We start from the raw sequence: 17,119 nt of genomic DNA, 5'->3' as shown, positions 1-17,119 counted from the left end.
GGGTGCTGTCAGCCCATTCCACCGAACCAGGTGTCGAACAGGTCGATGAAGTTGTCCGCGATCTTCTGGCTCCGGGCGCCGAGTTCCGCGGTGGCTCCTCTCCTGGTGTTCTCCGCCTCGATCTTCTCCGGCTTGAAGATCTGCTTCTCACCCTGGCCCGAGCCGTTGGGCCGCGGGAGATTCGACGGTGGCCGCCCCTGCGGGTACATCCGGCCGTTGCCGTAGATGGTGTAGGACTGGGTCGGCTGGGCGGTGCCGTCGTTCCGGTAGACCTGGCTCGGCCGTGCCTGCGCCGGCTGCCGGTTCGCCCTGGGTGGCGCCTGCCGCTGCGCCGCCCTGTGGCTGGTCGGGCGCCGTGCCGGGGTCGAGCGCGCGTGCTGGATCCCCCTGGGGACCCTGCCGGCCCGGTGGTTGCGCCGCTGAGCGGCCAGCGCCATCTTCTTCTTGGCCGCCGCCTCGCGAGCCGCCTTTCTCGCCTGTCTGCGGGCCGCCATCGCGGCCCGTCGTTTCGCCGCGGCCTCCCGCGCCTTCTGGGCCTTCTCGGCGGCCTTCTTCCTGGCCGCCGCCAGCCGCCGCTTCTTCGCCTCGGCCAGGGCCTTCTTCTTGGCCGCCTCCAGCGCCCGCTTCTTGGCCTCCTCCCTGGCCTTCTTCTTGGCCGCTTCCAGGGCCCGCTTCTTGGCCGCCTCCCTGGCACGGCGGAGTATCTCCCGCCTGATGGCGCGCTGGGCCGCCTTCTTGGCGGCGTAGCGGGCCCCGAGCCGGACGCCGATGATGACCACGACCCAGACCCACTGCCCGTCGGGGTCACTCATGCTGACGGGGCTGTTGTTGGCGTAGGCGTAGGCGTTGAGCTGCTGCGGGTCCACGTCGTCGATGATCGGGTCCACCGACATGAAGCGGCCGAACTTGGGGTCGTACTCGCGGGCGCCGAGATGGACGAGCCCGGTCGTCGTATCCTTCGTGCCGCCGACGAATCCGCGTTGCCCCGGCCACCATGAAGGTGGCGAGCCCCGGTCCTCGCCGAAGGGCGTCATCCTCCGTACGGCCAGCTGGCCGCTGTTGGCGTTCACCGCGGCCTGCGCGGTGCCCTGGTGGTCGCCGGCCAGGAAGTAGACCTGGTTGTCCGGCGTGCGTACCGCGATGGCCTGGTCGTTGACGGTGTAGTAGCGGGTCTGCTCGACGACGTCCGCGGCGTAGTCGAAGCGCAGCTCCATGTCGTCGATGTAGAGCGTGGCGTCGCTCGGCGTCTTGCGGATCAGCCGGTCGCCCTCCGCGTCGTACACGAACGACGTCGTCTTGCCCGCCTCCGTGACCGACTCCAGGTTGCCCTCGGAGTCCCAGACCAGGGCCTGGTCCGCGGTGCCGACCTTGCGCCTGGTCGTGTTGCCCGCGGCGTCGTACTCGAAGAGGTCCGCGCCGACGCTCTGCAGCGCGTGCGGCTGCTTGCCGCCCGGCTGCGGGTAGGCGTAGGTACGGGCCGTCTCGCCCGCGCCACCCCAGGCGTGCTTGGTCTCCTTGGTCCGGTTGCCGATGGCGTCGTAGGCGTAGCTGACCGCGTACGGGGCCACGCCGCCGATCTTGCCGGACTGCGGGGTACGGCTGGCGCAGTCGTCGGTGGCCGTCCACGCCGAGGTCAGGCGGCGCAGATGGTCGTAGTTGAAGCACTGCGTGTCCTGGCCGCCGGCCCTGTCAGCGATCTTGGTGATGTTGCCGGCGGCGTCGTAGGTGTAGTTGAGGTCGAGGTCGGTCGCGGCCGCGCCCTCCCTGTCCAGCCGCATGCTGGTCATCCTGCGGGTGGACTCGTCGTGGGTGTAGGTGAGCCAGGTCTTCTTGCCTCCGGTGCCCAGCTCGTACTGCAGGGCTTCGCCCAGCTTGGAGTAGCGGGCCGCGGTCACGTACGACGACAGGCCGGTGACCTTGGTCGTCTGGTTCAGCTCGTCGTAGCTGTAGACGACCGACTCCTCCGCCAGCCCGCCCGCGGCGGGGAAGCTGACGGACTGGACCTGGTCGTCGAGCGTGTAGCGGGTGTTGAGCACGTACGAGCCGGCCAGCTTGCCCTCCCGCGCGGGGATGGTGACGGTCTCGCGCAGCGGGCGGTAGTCGGCGTCGATGGCGTTCATCTCGGCCCTGTACGCCTGCCCGCCCACGTACCGGATGCTGGCGTTCATATGGCCCTTGGCCAGGGCATCGTACTTCCACTCGGCGAGCAGCGGGCCGGTCGCGGAGTTCTCGCGCATCTCCTTCTGACGGCCCAGCTCGTCGTAGACGTACCACAGGGTCCTGCCGCGGGAGTCGGTGGTGCTGACGAGCTCGTCGGCGTCGTTGTACGCCATCGTCGTGACGCCCTTGTCGGGATCCTCGGCCTTGATCTCCCGGCCGCGCATGTCGTAGTGGTGGCGCCACACGTTGCCCGCCGAGTCGGTCACCGTGGAGAGCCGTCCCGCGTGGTCGTAGGTGTACTTCGTGGAGTCGTACTCGCCGGTCGGGGTCGCCCCCCTGTACTGGCGCAGCTCGATCAGGCGGTCCTCGGCGTCGCCGATGCGGGTGGTCGCCGTCTCGCCGGCCGGCGGCGTCACGTGGACCCTGTCGCCCTCCTGCTTGCTCGTGACCCGGTATTTCTCCGCGCCCTTCGACCTGAGGGCCTGGGCGTTGACGTCGCCCGTGCCGTCGAAGAAGGACACGACCTGCGTGGGCACGTCGGTGTCGGCCACCGCCAGGAGGTCGGTGGAGGGTGTCCCGGTGGCGAAGTAGCCGGTGTTGGCCTTGGACGGCTCGCCCTGGGAGTTGTAGAAGGTGTCGGTGATCGTACGGCCGTCGCGCAGCGCGGGGTCGGTCGTCTGGTCGTCCCTGGGCGCGGGTTCCTGGGTCTGGCGCTCGCGCATCAGGCCGTCGTACAGCTCGTGGCTGACGGTGTAGGCGCCGTCGGCGTCCAGCGTCTTCGTGGTGACGATGCTGGGGCCGTTGTTGCGCATCACGTAGGAGAACTCGGTGCTGGGCGACTGTCCGGCCGCCTTGCTGCGGTCGGGCTGCCAGACCTTGACCAGGCGGCCGAGCGCGTCGTGCTCCATGTCGACGCGGCGGTTGTTCGCGTCGATCTCGGCGACGGGCTCGTCCCAGGCCGGTTCGAGCAGGGTGCGCTCGACGTGGCCGAGCTGGTTGACCTCCTTGATCTCGGTCGCGGGGGCGCCCGCGGCCGGGGTGTAGGTGGTGGTGGACGTGGTGCCGACGGCGTCGGTCTCGGTGAGCTCGCGGCCGTAGGCGTCGTAGGTGTGGGTGCTGTCGGTGATCGTCGTGCCGTCCCCGGAGACCAGCTGCTGGACCGAGGTCACGTCGCCCTTGCTCGGGGCCAGGCCGTACGCCTTGCCGTCGTACTGGACCTTCTCGTCGGAGAGCACCTCGGCGGCGGCCAGCGTGGACACGGAGGTGCCGCAGCTCGCGGCGACCTTCTGGATCCTGCTCGTGTAGTCGAGCATCCAGCTCGTGTCGTTGCGGGCGTAGGTGTAGCGGGTGCACTGGTCGTCGTCGGCCGTGGCCAGGTCGCCCTTCTCCTCCACCTGGGTGAGCAGGCCCTGGGCGTCGTACACGCGCTCCTCGCCGGTGCGGCGCCACTTGTCGCCGGGCAGCGCGTTACGGGTGACCATGGACTTGGCCTCGACGATGTGCGCGGCCTTGGTGACGCCGCCCTGCGTGGACTCCGCGGTCTTCAGCGACCACGGCTGCTCGACGGTCGCCTTCAATACGGCCCCGCCGTCGCCGTCGTACAGGATCTCCTCGCGCTCCAGGCCGGAGTACTGGTCGAGGTCGTCCAGCTTGACGCCCTCGGAGTCGGTGACCTGCACGGTGCGCTTGGAGCCGTCGGCCTGTCTGTCGCCGTGCATGCCGCGGAAGTACCGGAACTCCGTGAGCGTGCGCTTGGTGTCCTGGCCGTCGCCCTCGCGCACCCGTACGCGGCCGAACCCGCGGAAGTCCGCCCACGTGCGGTGCTCGGGCTTGACGAGGATGTTGTCCGCGTAGTGCCAGGCGGCGCCGTCGAGATACTCGTAGTCGGTGACGACGTTCGTCGAGCCCGCGACCCGGTCCACCTCGACCGTCTGGGTGACCACGTACTTGTGGAACCAGTCGACGACCTCCGCCTCGTTCAGCGGCGCCCAGCGCTGCGGGAAGCAGCGCTTGGTGTTCTTGTCGGGGGCCGGGAGCTCGCCCGGCTTGCACTCGGCGGGCGCGTAGTTGACGCGCAGCTCGCCTCCGGTCTCGTTGTTCACGCCCTGCACGCGCCACTTGACCAGGGGAGCGCGGCCCTCGTTCGCGTCCACCCGGTTGGGGAGTTGCACGCCGGCGAACGTGATCTTGGGAAGGGTGATCGTGCCGCCCACGTGGCCGGTCTGCTGGATCGAGGCCAGCCACAGCGACGGGCTCAGGCCGTCACCCGTGGCGGGGAACTGGTGTGTCAGCGTCCAGGAGTCCACCGCGCAGTACTGCGCCGCCGCGCACTTGGCGGTGTCGGTGTTGAGGATCTGCGTGGTGACCTTGGTCAGACGCTTGCGGGTGAAGAACGTCGGCGACAGGCGGTCGACGCACTTCACGCCGGAGTCACAGACCTGGTCGAACGGGACGTCCGGCCAGCTGCCGGCGGTCTCCTTCTTGAGCTGGTCGGCGGCGCAGGTGATCGTGCCGCTGGGCAGGCAGCGCTCGGCCACGTCGAAGACGACGCGGGCGGCGGGGGCCTTGGTGAACAGCTCGCCCTGGAGGTAGCCGTAGTCGATGCGGGTCAGGTAGCCGCCGCGGTCGTAGACGGTGCCCAGCTCGGGCTTCATGGTGCGGCCGTAGTAGTTCTTCTCCTGGGCGTACCAGTACGTGGTGGCGTTGCCGTGGGTGTCCACCATGTAGTCGAGGTTCCACCGGTAGGCCTGCTGGCACCAGGCGTTGGCCGGAGTGCTGGAGTAGCAGGGCTCGCCGCTGTTGTTGCCGAAGACCGGCACGCTCAGGACCGACTTCGTCTCCGGCTTGCCGGTGGCCCAGCCGGGCAGGCGGTTCAGGCCGAAGGTGTACTGGGAGCCGTCGGCGGTGGTGACGCGCCAGTACTCGCCGTTGTTGTCGCCGTTCGTCGCCCCGGTGAGGGACTCGATCCGGGTGCCGTCGTCGCGCTTGGGCCGCCACTGCTTGGAGGTGGCGTCCTTGACCAGCTCGACGGCCGAGTCGCCGAGCGACAGGGTGACGTTCTCCCCGTCCCAGCACAGGTCGCCGGTCTTCTTGCCGTCGATCATGCAGGACTTGTAGCGGCGCTCGATGAAGCCGCTGGGGTTGAGCTCGAAACCCTCACCGGCCCAGGACGGCTGGTTGTTGGTGGAGGCGGTGCGGCCGTCCACGCTCTGGGAGGAGTAGCCGAGCGACAGCTCCGGCTCCTCGCCGCCCAGCGCCGGGGGAGTGCGCAGCTCGTAGCCCCAGTTGAAGTCCCCGGACTGGGGTCCGACGCTCCAGTCGGACGAGGGGGCCAGGGAGGTGGAGCCGTGGTCACCGGTCGAGCCCGACGCGGCGGCGACCACGGCGTACAGGCCGGTCGTCGCGACCTCGGCGGTCAGCGTGCCCGTCTGCGTGTTGTTCTCGCTCCTGACCGGCTGGGGCTGGGCGCAGCCGGTCGCCCTGGCGTCGAGTGCGCACTCTTCCAGCTTGACGACCTGGAGCCGGGCTCCGTAGTCGCCGCCGTAGGCGTAGCGGAAGCCGGAGTAGTCGATCGCCAGGCGGGTCTTCGCGCCCGGCCTGGCCGCGGCGGCGCCCTGATCCTTCGCGGCCGAGGTGGCCGCGGCGGCGCCCTGGCCGGGGGAGACGCGCATCGTCAGACCGAGCCGGCCGGCCCCGGCGGTGTCGAGGAGCTCGACCTTCACCGGGACGGCGGCGGCATCGATGGCATCGGCGGATTTGGCGGACGTCTCCTTCTGCGGGGCCAGCCTCACCGGGAAGCCGGTCGCCAGGGTCCTGGCCTCAGTGCCGCCCAGCTCGGCCGTCTGGGGTTTCGGCCAGGTGACTCCCGGTGGCGCCTTCCACGCCTGTTTCTGCACCGGATCGGTCATCGGCGGCAGGACCGGGACCTTCTCTCCCTTGACCGGCGTCTCCCTCTGCACGGACGGGGCGGAGCGGGGCTCGGCGTAGGCGGGCATGGCGTACGCCAGGGGCAGGACGAGGACTATTGAGAAGACGGTCGCCAGCCGGCGGGGCCAGGGGGACTCGGCCTTGGGCGTCTGGAAACGGTTCCAGGAGGGGTCGGGAACGTCGGGTGCGGGCCGTTCGTGGCGTTGCTGTAAACGATTCCAGCGGGATTCGGGCAGGTCCAACTCATCCGGCAGATCCATGAACTCTCCCAGTCGGGGGGTGCTGGTCAGAGGGGACTTACTGGGTGGCCAGGGGTTACTGGGCGGCCAGCTGAGCGATCTGCTCGGCTTTCAGCACGCCGTCATAGGTACGGACGTCATCCACGGTCCCCGGCCAGTAACCGGTGAAGACACCCGCGGTCTTGCTCCGGCCCAGTTGCAGCGGGCCGGTGGCGTTCCACGCGCTCGTGTGGCTGGTGACGGTGGTGGTGGACAGCTGGCCGTTGACGTAGATGCGGAGCTGGCCGGCCAGCGGGTCGTACACGCCCGCCACGTGGGTCCACTCCAGCGGGGCGGGAATGGCGTCGGAGCGGGTGCGTACGAGAGCGGCGGTGTCGGTGTCGGCGGCGGCCATGCCGAGGGCCCACCGCCCCTGTTCCTTGTCGTAGCCGAGCTGGAAGCCGGCGGCGCGGCTGCCCGGCTGGGCCACGGCGGCGGTGTCACGGGTGGGCAGGTAGTCGAGCTGGGTCCAGGCGGTGACGGTGAAGCCCGACCTGGTGTTGACGACCGGTGCGGTGGTCTGGGCGTAGCCGTTGACCCCGTCGAGCGCGAGAGCGCCGTCCAGCCAGCCCGCGGTCCACGAGGCGCCGCCGGTCAGCGTCGCCGGCGCCGCCGTCGCCCTGCCCGAGGAGTCGGCGGCGGACAGCCCGGACTCCTCGTCCAGTCGCCAGTGCCCGATCAGCGTGGCCGCGCTGTTCACCAGGTCGGCGACCTCGTCGGCGAACATGGCCCGCCCGTAGGCGCGGACCTCGTCGATGTCGCCCGGGAAGAACTCCGCGGCGGCCCCGTTGACCTTTCCTCGTCCGATCGTGAGGGGGCCGGCGGCGTTCCACGGCTGGGTGGTGAAGGCGGCCGACGACTCCAGCTTGCCGTTGACGTACAGCGAGAGCCGGCGATCCGCCGAGTCGTAGACGCCGGCCAGATGGGTCCACTCGTTCAGCCTCGGCGCGGCCGTGGAGAGCGCGCGCACGGTCGTCGCGGCGTCGACGTCGGAGCCGGTGCGGGTCAGGGCCCAGCGGTCGTCGGTCTTGGAGTACTGCAGGGAGAAGGCCCCGGTCCTGCCGCCCTCCTGGGTGACGGCGGTGGCGGTGGCGCCCGTACCCGTCAGGCGGGCCCAGGCGGTGACGGTGAAGTTGCGTCCGGTGTCGACGATCGGGCCGGAGGTCTGCGCGTAGGCGTTCGCCAGGCGCAGGCCCATGCCGGTCTTGCCGCTCGCCCAGGTGGCTCCGTACAGCGTGGCGGGATGGGTTCCGGCGATGTCGGCGCCCACCGTGCCCTGGCCCTCGTCCAGCGGCCAGTGACCCTTGGGCGCGCTTCCCGAGTTGACGTTGAAGACGTAGGTGCGGATCGGGCCGAGCTGGCCCGCGCGGTCCTTGCTGCGTACCGACAGCACGTTGGGGCCGTCGTGGCGCGGGGTGAGCTGGATCGTGGCCGTGCCGTCCGTGCCGGGGGCGACCTCCGTCTTGGGCGAGGTGTCGAGCCCGTAGACGTACGCGGCGACGTCGGAGATCCCGTTGGGGTCGAACGTGAACGAGCCCGCCAGGCCGACCCCGTCACTCCATCCGTTCTCGGCGAATCCGGGCGAGGTCACGATCGGTTCCCTGCCGGGGGCCGTGGCGTCCACGGTGGCCTCGCACCAGGGGCTCCAGAGGCTGTTGGCCTTGCCGTCCTCGGCGCGGACGCGCCAGCGGATCAGCGCGCCGTCGGAGTACAGGCTCTGCGGGACCGTCGCGGAGAAGGCCGTGCCGGTCGAGCCCAGCGCGGTGAGGTATTCACCCGTCTTGGTCCCGGCCTCGTTGTACCACTCGAACCGGCCCCTGACCGAGTTGTCGACGTCCTTCAGCTTGGCCCACAGCTTGGGGGTGGCGGTGCTGATGATCGGCCGGCCCGTACCCGAGACGCAGGGGCCGCCCGGGTCCGACCACGCGTCGACGGCCACCGGGTCCGCGGGCAGCGAGTTGTACTCGATGACCAGCGTCGGGTTGTTCTTGAACTTCTTCCAGGCGTACACGTCGGTCTCGCTCGTGGCCCGGATGCCGATGGTGACGGTGGGCCACTTCTTGGCGGCGGCGTCCACGACCTGCGGGGTGACGTCGAACTCGACGCCGCCGGGCAGGCAGGACGGGCCCCACCCCTTGGCCACATTGACCGTGGACAGCTTGGTGACCCACGCGGGCTGCTTGTTCCAGGTGGTGCTCTTGCTGATGCTGTTGGTCGCCCAGGCCTCGACCTTGCGGGCGCTGCACGAGTACGACCACGTCTCGTACGTGCGCAGCGTCGCCTTGATGATCTGCTTGCCGTGGATGGTCGAGCCGGTGCTCATCTGGAAGAACGAGCGGTTCTTCTGCGACTCGACGTGGCCCGCCCTGGCGACGTCACTGGAGTTCAGATAGTTGGAGTCGGGCCAATTGCTCCAGACGGCGGTCCAGGAGCCACGGGCGGCCGAGAAGTACGGGTCCAGATAGATGGGGAACCGGGTCTTCGGGTCCGTCATCAACTTCCGGTCCGGCCGCAGGCGCAACGTTCTGCCGGCCAGTTTCACGCCCATCTGGGCCTGCCGGGCCTCGGGCGCGCGGCCTTCCCTGAACGCCTGCGGGCTCGTGGCCCCCTCGGAGTCCCACATCATCGGGGTCGGCGCGACGAAGATCGTGCCGCCGTTGTCGTCGACCGCCTCCAGGTTGCCCGCCTGGTCCGACTCCATCGACAGGCCGCTGGTCGAGAGCGGGAATGTCAGCTCGGACAGGGCACTGCTCGCGGCGGCGGCCCGCGACTTGACCACCAGGATGTGGGAGAAGCCGTCCACGTCCGCGGTGACCTGGAGGTCCACGCCCGGCATGACCTCGGGGTAGGTGGCGGTGTCGCCGTTCAGCACCGGCTTCGGCAGCGTGCCCGACCAGCCCAGCTCCATCGCCTTGCCACCGCGCGACATGCGGGCCAGCGGAGCGCCGCCGTTGCCGTTGGCGTTGCCACCGCCGGAGAAGGCCAGGCCGACCGCCGTGGCGGCGGGCGCCACCGTGCCATCGGGCTGCTCGCGGAGCGTGGTGTCCACGGGCACCCAGCGACCCGCCTGGCGCACCCGCACCGGGCGGACGTTCTGTTCCAGCACGTAGGTGCCGTCCGGCTTGACGAAGACCTGCCTGGTCTCACTGCGCAGCGCCTCCACCTCGGCGGGCTGCCCCGTCTGCCGGGCGCGGACGAGTGCGGGGTCCACGGCCCGGCCCGTCGTCGCGGCCGGCGATTCGACGGCCGGGGCCAGGCTCTGTGCGGGCACCGCCGGAGCCGGGCCCGGTGCGGGCGTGACCAGAGCCGAGCCTGGTGCGGGCGTGGCCAGAGCCGAGCCTGGGGTGAGCGCCGCCAGGACCGCGCCCACCAGGGAGACCGCAACAACCCCACGAAGTGCCAGCATTCGTCACGCCCTGTCATGCTGGGCTCCGCGCGGGTGCAACGTCCCGGCGGCTCCACGATCTTCGATTGACGCTGGAATTGTCACCCGGGTAAAGGCATGCGTCTAGATCTTGTGGAGAATTTCTCCACAATTCATTTTTTACTGTAAAAAATCGCCCAAAGTGGGACGCTGGACCGCCCCTGATAAGGCTGGCGGAGCCTCTCTGCTCCTGATTCAGGAACCGCCTTGCGCAAGCTCGCCTGATTCCTCTTGTCGGTGCTGCTGCTCTCCGCGGATGGCAGCCGTATGCCGTCAGAAAAGTTCCAGGATCGCGCCATCAGGCGGGCTGAGGTTTTTAGCTCCTGATAACGAAACGACCCCATCCGAACGGCATGCAGATGAGTCGACGGTGGTGCTACTTTCCCGTATCGGTCTGTGCGGGAGGCTTGGGCCAGCCCTTGCCGACAACGGTGAACCCGCCCTTCTGAAGGGCTACCGCCCGCTGATGATGGATCTCCATCTGCCGGCCTCGCCGCCCGGCGGCGGATCGGTACCGCTGATCGCCTGGATACATGGCGGTTCTTTCTGGGAGGGCAGCCGCACCGGTCTGCCGGATACCCTGCATCCGATCGGCTTCCACGAGCACCTGCTGGCCCGCGGGTATGCGGTGGCCGATATCGACTACCGGCTGTCGCGGGAAGCGGTCTTCCCCGCGCAGTTGCACGACGTGCAGGCGGCCATCGGCTGGCTGCGCACTTTCGCCGAGCCGCTGGGGTTGGACCCGCACCGGTTCGCGGGGTGGGGGGAGTCTGCCGGTGCCACCCTGGCCGCGCTCGCCGGGCTGGACCGATCCCACGACTTGGCCGCCTTGCAGGCGGTGGTCGACTGGTACGGGCCGATCGACGTCACCAGCCCGGGGATGGGTGGTCCGGACGAACCCGGCGGGTGGCTGCTCGGCGGCTCACCCGCGCAGAAGCCCGCACTGGTGGAGGCGGCGGAGGCAGCCAGTCCCATCCGGCAGGTGCATGCGGCGGCACCACCGTTTGTGCTGGTCCACGGCACCGACGACGACGCGGTGCCCTACCAGGGCAGCCGGACACTGGCCGATGCACTGCACAGGTACGGCGTCCGAGCCGAACTGATCCCCGTCGACGGTGCGGGCCACATGTTCGCGGGCGCGAGTGACATACTCGGCCTCATCCATCGATCACTGGACTTCCTCGACGTCACCCTGAAAAAGTGACCAGCCCCTGACCTTCCACGGTGCCCGGGGGCGGGGGCCGGGGCATTCGCCGTTGCCGGCCATTGTCCCCCGGGGTTCCTGTTCATTTCCACCGGTTGAGCAGACCGGGGGTGCTTTGACGAGGGAGGGACTCCTGTTAATCCGGGGCTGTCAAGCGACGCCCTGAAGGACCTCCTCGACCGCGTCGACGCCGACTGACCGCGTTCGCACCGCCCGCGTGTGAAAAGGCGGGGCATGCGGACGGCGCGGGGGGTGGCCGTACGCCGTCAGGCGAGCGGGTCGTACTGGAACGCCCGGACCTCCTGTGAGCAGCGGCAGGAGGCCGCGATCTTCTTCGCCCACTCCAGCGCCGCCTCGCGGGAGGGCAGGTCCAGGATGGTGTACCCGCCGTTCAACTGCTTGGTCTGCGGATAGGTGCCGTCCGTCACCGTGCCGTCACCGGCCACGAGAACGGGGTCGACGTCTTCGTCTATCCCGCCGCCGAAGACGTACACGCCGGCATCCTTGGCCTCCCGGATGACCGCGTGGGAGTCGCGTATCACGTCAGGAAAATCCTCGTCCGAGATCACCATGGCGGCGCTGGGGAAGGAGATGAGAAAGTGCGTCATCCCTCGATCCTGCCGTGCGCCGGTGACATCGTCGAGGTGTTTCTCGATCGGCATCCTCAGATGCCATTGCGTCAAGCATCAAGTGAGATTGGATGAAGGGGTTGTCTTCGGCACCGCTTCGATGCCTGATCGCCAAGCGTCCGGCGGGTGAGGTCAATCGGCGAGAAGCCTCACTGCATCTGGGGTGAGGCGGCCGAAGGTGCCGTCGGGGCGCATGAGGTTGTGGCAGCCGTCAAGTTCGGCGTAGGCCTCCCTGGAGCCGGTGCTCAGTACCGCGAACCGGGTGTGATCGCTCGGGCAGTCGGTAGCCGGCGTGCTGTCCAGAGCGGTGAGCAGGTTGCGCAGGTTGCCGCCCTTGAGGATGCGCACGGATTCGAGTTTCCCCTCGACGCTGCCTGCGGTCTTGTCCAGGGTGCGGTAGGCGCATACGCGGAGTCCTTTCGGCGCGGGATTCCACATCGGACGCGCCTGCTGCGATTGTGTCGTCCCCGCCCGCAGCCGGGAGAAAGTGAGGATCACGTCCGTGTACTTGTCGCCGCAGCCGGCTCGGAAAGCTTTCTCGCTCTCGATCCTGCGGATGGGTATTTGTTCGTCGACCCGGTACGGCAGACCGCGAAGGGCATCGAGGGTGGAAGAGAACGGCCCCCCGCACAGGCCGGTCGGCAGGTCCGGCAGCACTACCCTGCCGGCGGAGTCCACCACGACGAAGTAGTCGACCAGGATCTCTATCATCAGGCAGTTCCGGCCAAACATTGATCTCTCGGACGGGCGGCGCAGCTCGCTCATCAGCTCGTCGACAGGACCGTTGGCGTGCTCCTCGATCACGACCTCCCAGCGGCCCTTGCCGGGCAGGTAGCGAGAGTCCCAGTGGCAGCGGATGACCTGAACCGGCACGAAGTCATCGGGAAGGCTCTGGCGTGGCAGGGACAGGTCAGGCTGCGGACCCTTGGGGCAGGAGGCGCCGACGACATGGTCCAGTCGCGCGGTCCTGTCTGCGGCGCATCCGGCGAGAAGCATGGCAGCGAGCATGGCGAGGACGACGCGGGAGGAGTGCACCGCCGCACCCTATGGGGAATATGTCGGTCGTTCTCGCTGATTCACCGAAAAGACGATCAAGGACGAGATGCGGTCGGCGAAGAGTGAGCGGTGAGTGGTCATCCCCAGGAGAGGCGACGACGGCGTAGCAGAAGTCCGGCGGCGGCAGCGAGGGTGAGCAGGAAGCCGGTCAGCATGAGCACTCGCCCATCGGGGCCGGACTCACCGCCGCCTCCGGTCGCGGCTCCTCCCGATGGGGTCTTGATCACTTTGCCGTTCCCCTCCGCCAAGGTCCCGGCCGCGGTTGCCTGGGACGGTTGCGAACTCGAAGTCACCGGGACGGAATCGGTTGACTGATCGCCGGTGGTCACCGGGGTGGTAGTGGTCGGCTGTTGACTCGGGGACACCGGTACGGAATCGGCCGGCGTGCCGTCCGCGGAAGCGACGGTGAGGGGGTAGGTCGTCAGGGCGTCGGCGTTCTGCACCTCGCACTCGATCGATCGTTCGTCGGGTTTGGTCCCGAAGTTGATGGCGGCCGGCCGTACCGTCGCGGTGCCCGGGTTGGCAGATTTGGTCTTCAGGGAGACCGGGACCGTCGGCAGGGGAATGATCTGACCCGCGCTGAGCGGGGTGAGCTCGCCCACCCCGGTGGCGGAGGTCAGCTTGGCGAGCCCGCTGATGGACGCGTAGGCGTACAGCTTGGTGCCACCGGCCAGTCCCGTGGCGGGCGCTCTCAGCGCGGTGGCGTCGTCGGCGTAGGTTCCGCGCCAGCCGATGGTCATCTGCGTGCCCGCCGTCGCGTCGGTCGGCATCGTCAGCTCGACCTTGACCTTGATGTCTTGTTCCTCGGCCGCACCGGTTGCGGTGCATCGATAGTCAACGATGTCGGTGACGACGACCGCATCCTGTGGCACCTCGGAGACGGCGGCCTGCGCCGGTTGGCAGAACAGGGTCAGGCTGCCGGCCAGGATGGTGGCCGGGAGAATCGAGCGGATGCGCAAGGCGACTCCTGTTGCGACAGATGGGGCACAGGAGAGACGGGGCGTGAGGGCATCCGGTTGACACCGCTGAGCCCTTTTTGTCCTGTCGGCGTCGACGGGCCGGAGATTACGGCGGCGCATCCGCTGCGAGAACGTCTGCGCGGACAGCTCATGCGAGCCCTGTACGGGAGCGGCCGCAAGGCCGAGGCGCTCCAGGTGTTCGAAGACGCGCGCCGGACGATGGCGGAGGAGCTCGGTGTCGATCCCTCCCCTGAGCTCGGCGATGTGCACCTGGCGGTGCTGCGCGCCGGGCCCTCGCCCGCCGAGGCGGCGGGGGGCGGCGTTCCGGCCCAGTTCACTGGTTTCGTGGGGCGCGACGGCGACCTCGAACATATCCGCGCGCTGCTCGGTGAACGACGCCTGGTCACGCTCACCGGGCCGGGCGGGGCGCTCATATCTCCGTCCTTCCGTTTCGGACCGGGGCCGTGCAGGCTTCGCCCTCGACACGCAGACTGCCGCGGCCCTCTGGCATCGCCCGCACATGCCGCTGGCACGCCCCTGGCGGCCCGCCGCCGACGGCCGGAGATCGGTCCCGGCCGATCCCGATGCTGTCCGGCCGATCCCTAGATATTCCTTGACGCGAATATTCCCGGTGAAGAATAATCATGTCCATGGACGCACTCCTCACCGCACTGGCCGACCCGGCCCGCTGGCGGCTCCTGAACCTGTTGGCCGAGCGGCCCCGCTCGGTCGGCGTCCTCGCCCAGCTCGCCGAGGCACGCCAGCCGCAGACGACCAAGCACCTGCAGACCCTTGAGCGCGCCGGCGTCGTCACCTCCCAGCGCACCGGACAGCGCCGCATCTACGTGCTCCAACCCGGTCCTCTGCGGGAGTTGGCGGCTGCGCTCAGCAGACTCGCCGATACCGCGGACCAGGCCGGGGGCCCGCGCGAGACCTACGACCGCTACGGGCTCAGCCTCCACGCGGAGCGGCTCGCCGCGGAGGAGCCGGGGTGGGCCGACGACCGCTCGTTCGGGTTCCTCCGATCGCTGACGGGGCGCCCCGAGCTGGTCTGGCGCCACCTGACCGAGACCTCCCTGCTCGCCCGATGGTGGACGCCCGACGACCTCCGCGTCTCCGAGCTCGTCTTCGAGGCGCGACCGGGCGGGCGGATCGTCCAGGAGTACCGCGATGCCGAGGACGCCGACGGCTCCGACCTGGTCGCCGGGCGCGCGGAGGGAGTCGTCGACGACGTACGCCCCGGTGAGCGGCTCGCCTACCGGCTCTCCCCGCTGCTTCGCGACGGCGGCCTCGCCTTCACGGCCCACGTCGACCTCGGCCTCCGGCCCACCGACACCGGCACGGACCTCGACGTCCACTACCGGATCACCGACAGCACGGTCGACTCCGCGGAATTCATCGCAGGCATCGAGATCGGCTTCGGCCAGAGCCTCGACAAGCTCGCGGCGGTCCTCGCCGCGGATTCCGGCAGCACCGGCAGCACCGACGACACCGACGACACCGAGCACGACACCGACACAGGGAGCACGAAGTGACAGCGCAGACCGGCAGCCGCAGAGTCGTCACCAACATGAGCCTCTCCCTCGACGGCCACTACGCCGGACCGGGCGACGCTCTGGACATGGGCTGGGTGATGCCGTACGCCGTCACCGACGTCGCCCGCGACCACCTGACCAGCCTCTGGGAGCCGGCGACGACGGCCCTGCTCGGGCGGGTCAACGCCGAGGGGTTCCTCGGTTTCTGGCCCACCGTCATCGGCATGGAGGGTGCCGACCCGCGCGACGAGGGCTTCGCGAAGTGGCTCGTCGACACCGACAAGGTGGTCCTCTCCTCCACCCTCGGCGAGGCGCCGTGGGAGCGGACGACGATCGTCGACAAGCCGACCGCCGAGGTGGTCGCGGACCTCAGGGCGACCGAGGGCGGCGACATTCTTGTGCTCTCCAGCGCGAGCGTCATCAAGGCGCTGCTGGCGGACGACAAGGTCGACCGGCTGGCGATCACGATCTTTCCGGTCTTCCTCGGTGGCGGGCCGCGCCTCTTCGACGACGGCCTGCCCGCGGGGCAGTGGGCGCTCGTCAGCCAGACCGCGGGCGAGCACGGCACGTTGGCTCTCGTCTACGACCGAGTCCGCTGAGCCCGCCGATCGGCGCACTCAGCCGGCGAGGTGCGCTCCGGTTCGGCCGCTGGAGCGGAGCGGCTGCCGGGGATCGATCAGCCGGCTCATGAGAGGTCGGCGAGCCACTCGACGACGGTGGCGACGAAGGTGGCCGGGTCGTGGCCGTGCATCGAGTGCGGCATGGCAGGGAAGGCTCGGTAGGTGAACGAGTTGCCGGTGCCCTCGACGAGCCGGTGGACGTGGCGGACCTGCTCGTCGGAGATCGCGCCGATCAGGTTCCCGGTGTCCGGGTCGACGTGGTGGAAATGGTGGGTGAACAGCACCGGCACCTTGACCTGCCGCAGCATCGCCTCGTGGTCGCAGGTGAGGGCGACCCGGCCGGAGACGAAGGCGTCGCCCCACTCGGGGTCGTACTCGCGCGGGTTCTGCTTCGGACCCGCGGGCGGCAGCCCTCCGGCCACCGACCGCATCGCCGCGGGCAGCCACTCCGGGACCTCGCGGGCCATGGCGGCCTGCAGGCCGGCCTCGTCGCCGATCGACCACTGCGGGCCGAGCCACCGGTACCGGAGCCGGAAGATGTGGCCGACGGGGCCCTGGCGGATGGACGGGCCGATCGCCGGGGTGGTCTCCGAGGCGAACAGCGGCGGGTCCTCGTAGACCGCGGCGCGGATCTGGCCGGGGGCGGCGTACGCGGACAGCCAGGCGGAAAGCACCCCACCGGACGACAGCCCGCTGACCACCACCGGCCGGCCGATCACGCGGTCGATGAACCGGACCAGGTCGCCGCCGAAGATGTCCAGGCTGTAGCGGCCCGGGGTCCACGTGGACCGGCCCTGCCCGCGCAGGTCGACCGCATAGACCTGGTAGGTCTCGGCGAGCAGGCGCATGGCCTCCTCGTAGCCCCACCACGACTCGGTCTGGCCGGGGACCAGCAGGATCGCGGGGTTCGCGGGATCCCCGGCCACGGCGTAGTTCATCCGGATCTCGCCGAGATCCACGATGTGCTCGGGGAAGGCGTGCGCCTCGAAGATCTCGGGGTGGTCGCTGTACTCGATATAGGTCACGGGGAACCTTTCGTCGCGGAGGGCAGCCGGGGAAACAGGACGGAGGCCGGCGCTTCGGGCCCGAGCGAGTCGGTGCCGAAGCGCACGCCGGATGAGGAGACCGACTTTCACCGCGGCGTCCGCACCGGCCGCCGCCACGGCCTCCGGGGCCGCGGCGGAACTCCGGTCCAGCAGGCCGGGCATGCCGTCGGGCCGGCCGTGCCCGGCCGCGCGGCGGGCCTCGGCGTAGTGGTCCGTGACGTAGTGCGCGTGCACGTCCAGCCAGCCGGTCCTCGTGGGCTGTGACGTCATCACAAAACTGA

10 protein-coding genes are annotated in these 17,119 nt (G+C 69.7%); 4 read left to right on the top strand and 6 right to left on the bottom strand.

The genetic code is table 11. The features are described from left to right. Positions 1–8: 8 nt before the first annotated feature. On the bottom strand, positions 9–6,347 hold the full coding sequence (locus CHC08_RS09605) for an RHS repeat domain-containing protein (RefSeq protein ID WP_089206852.1): 6,339 nt from the start codon (positions 6,345–6,347) through the stop codon (positions 9–11). Between the two features lie 55 nt (positions 6,348–6,402). After that, a complete protein-coding gene (locus CHC08_RS09600; RefSeq protein ID WP_089206851.1) occupies positions 6,403–9,771 on the bottom strand; it encodes a LamG-like jellyroll fold domain-containing protein in 3,369 nt (1,122 codons plus the stop codon). A 484-nt stretch (positions 9,772–10,255) separates the two neighbouring features. On the opposite strand from CHC08_RS09600, the gene CHC08_RS09595 reads away from it, so the two are divergent. After that, complete coding sequence (locus CHC08_RS09595) at positions 10,256–10,993, top strand: prolyl oligopeptidase family serine peptidase (RefSeq protein ID WP_089206850.1); 738 nt, start codon at positions 10,256–10,258, stop codon at positions 10,991–10,993. A 266-nt stretch (positions 10,994–11,259) separates the two neighbouring features. Here CHC08_RS09595 and CHC08_RS09590 read toward each other — a convergent pair whose 3' ends face one another. The 3 genes from CHC08_RS09590 to CHC08_RS09580 all read right to left on the bottom strand — a co-directional run bounded on the left by CHC08_RS09590 (position 11,260) and on the right by CHC08_RS09580 (position 13,637). Next, on the bottom strand, positions 11,260–11,601 hold the full coding sequence (locus CHC08_RS09590) for a YciI family protein (RefSeq protein ID WP_089207002.1): 342 nt from the start codon (positions 11,599–11,601) through the stop codon (positions 11,260–11,262). Between the two features lie 153 nt (positions 11,602–11,754). Beyond that, positions 11,755–12,657 carry a hypothetical protein gene (locus CHC08_RS09585; protein WP_089206849.1) on the bottom strand — a complete coding sequence of 301 codons (903 nt, stop codon included), beginning with the start codon at positions 12,655–12,657 and terminating at the stop codon, positions 11,755–11,757. 98 nt (positions 12,658–12,755) lie between these two features. Then, positions 12,756–13,637 (bottom strand): hypothetical protein, encoded by an 882-nt coding sequence (locus CHC08_RS09580; protein WP_089206848.1) that lies wholly within the window; start codon positions 13,635–13,637, stop codon positions 12,756–12,758. Between CHC08_RS09580 and CHC08_RS09575 the strand changes: the two genes are divergently transcribed. From CHC08_RS09575 to CHC08_RS09565, 3 genes are read left to right on the top strand one after another with little or no spacing between them, the layout of a single operon-like run. Beyond that, positions 13,575–14,243: an AfsR/SARP family transcriptional regulator gene (locus CHC08_RS09575; protein ID WP_338055670.1), complete on the top strand. Its 669-nt coding sequence runs from the start codon at positions 13,575–13,577 to the stop codon at positions 14,241–14,243. The two genes, CHC08_RS09580 and CHC08_RS09575, sit on opposite strands and share 63 nt — an antisense overlap. A gap of 44 nt (positions 14,244–14,287) precedes the next feature. After that, complete coding sequence (locus CHC08_RS09570; protein ID WP_089207001.1) at positions 14,288–15,172, top strand: metalloregulator ArsR/SmtB family transcription factor; 885 nt, start codon at positions 14,288–14,290, stop codon at positions 15,170–15,172. Then, complete coding sequence (locus tag CHC08_RS09565) at positions 15,169–15,771, top strand: dihydrofolate reductase family protein (protein WP_089206846.1); 603 nt, start codon at positions 15,169–15,171, stop codon at positions 15,769–15,771. The genes CHC08_RS09570 and CHC08_RS09565 overlap by 4 nt, the downstream gene beginning before the upstream one ends. A gap of 86 nt (positions 15,772–15,857) precedes the next feature. On the opposite strand, the gene CHC08_RS09560 is transcribed toward CHC08_RS09565, so the two are convergent. Continuing rightward, positions 15,858–17,108, bottom strand: a complete 1,251-nt coding sequence (locus CHC08_RS09560) for an alpha/beta hydrolase (RefSeq protein WP_218825212.1) — start codon at positions 17,106–17,108, stop codon at positions 15,858–15,860. Between the last annotated feature and the right edge of the window lie 11 nt (positions 17,109–17,119).

Origin of the sequence: Streptosporangium subroseum, assembly GCF_900188345.1 — a bacterium.
In the GTDB taxonomy this organism is placed as follows: Bacteria; Actinomycetota; Actinomycetes; order Streptosporangiales; family Streptosporangiaceae; genus Streptosporangium; species Streptosporangium subroseum.
This window is presented reverse-complemented; position numbering and strand designations above follow the sequence as displayed.

Coding starts and splice junctions, on each gene's coding strand:
- CHC08_RS09590 (WP_089207002.1), bottom strand. CDS start 11,601: ATGACGCACTTTCTCATCTCCTTCCCCAGCGCCGCCATGGTGATCTCG.
- CHC08_RS09595 (WP_089206850.1), top strand. CDS start 10,256: ATGATGGATCTCCATCTGCCGGCCTCGCCGCCCGGCGGCGGATCGGTA.
- CHC08_RS09600 (WP_089206851.1), bottom strand. CDS start 9,771: ATGCTGGCACTTCGTGGGGTTGTTGCGGTCTCCCTGGTGGGCGCGGTC.
- CHC08_RS09570 (WP_089207001.1), top strand. CDS start 14,288: ATGGACGCACTCCTCACCGCACTGGCCGACCCGGCCCGCTGGCGGCTC.
- CHC08_RS09605 (WP_089206852.1), bottom strand. CDS start 6,347: ATGGATCTGCCGGATGAGTTGGACCTGCCCGAATCCCGCTGGAATCGT.
- CHC08_RS09560 (WP_218825212.1), bottom strand. CDS start 17,108: ATGACGTCACAGCCCACGAGGACCGGCTGGCTGGACGTGCACGCGCAC.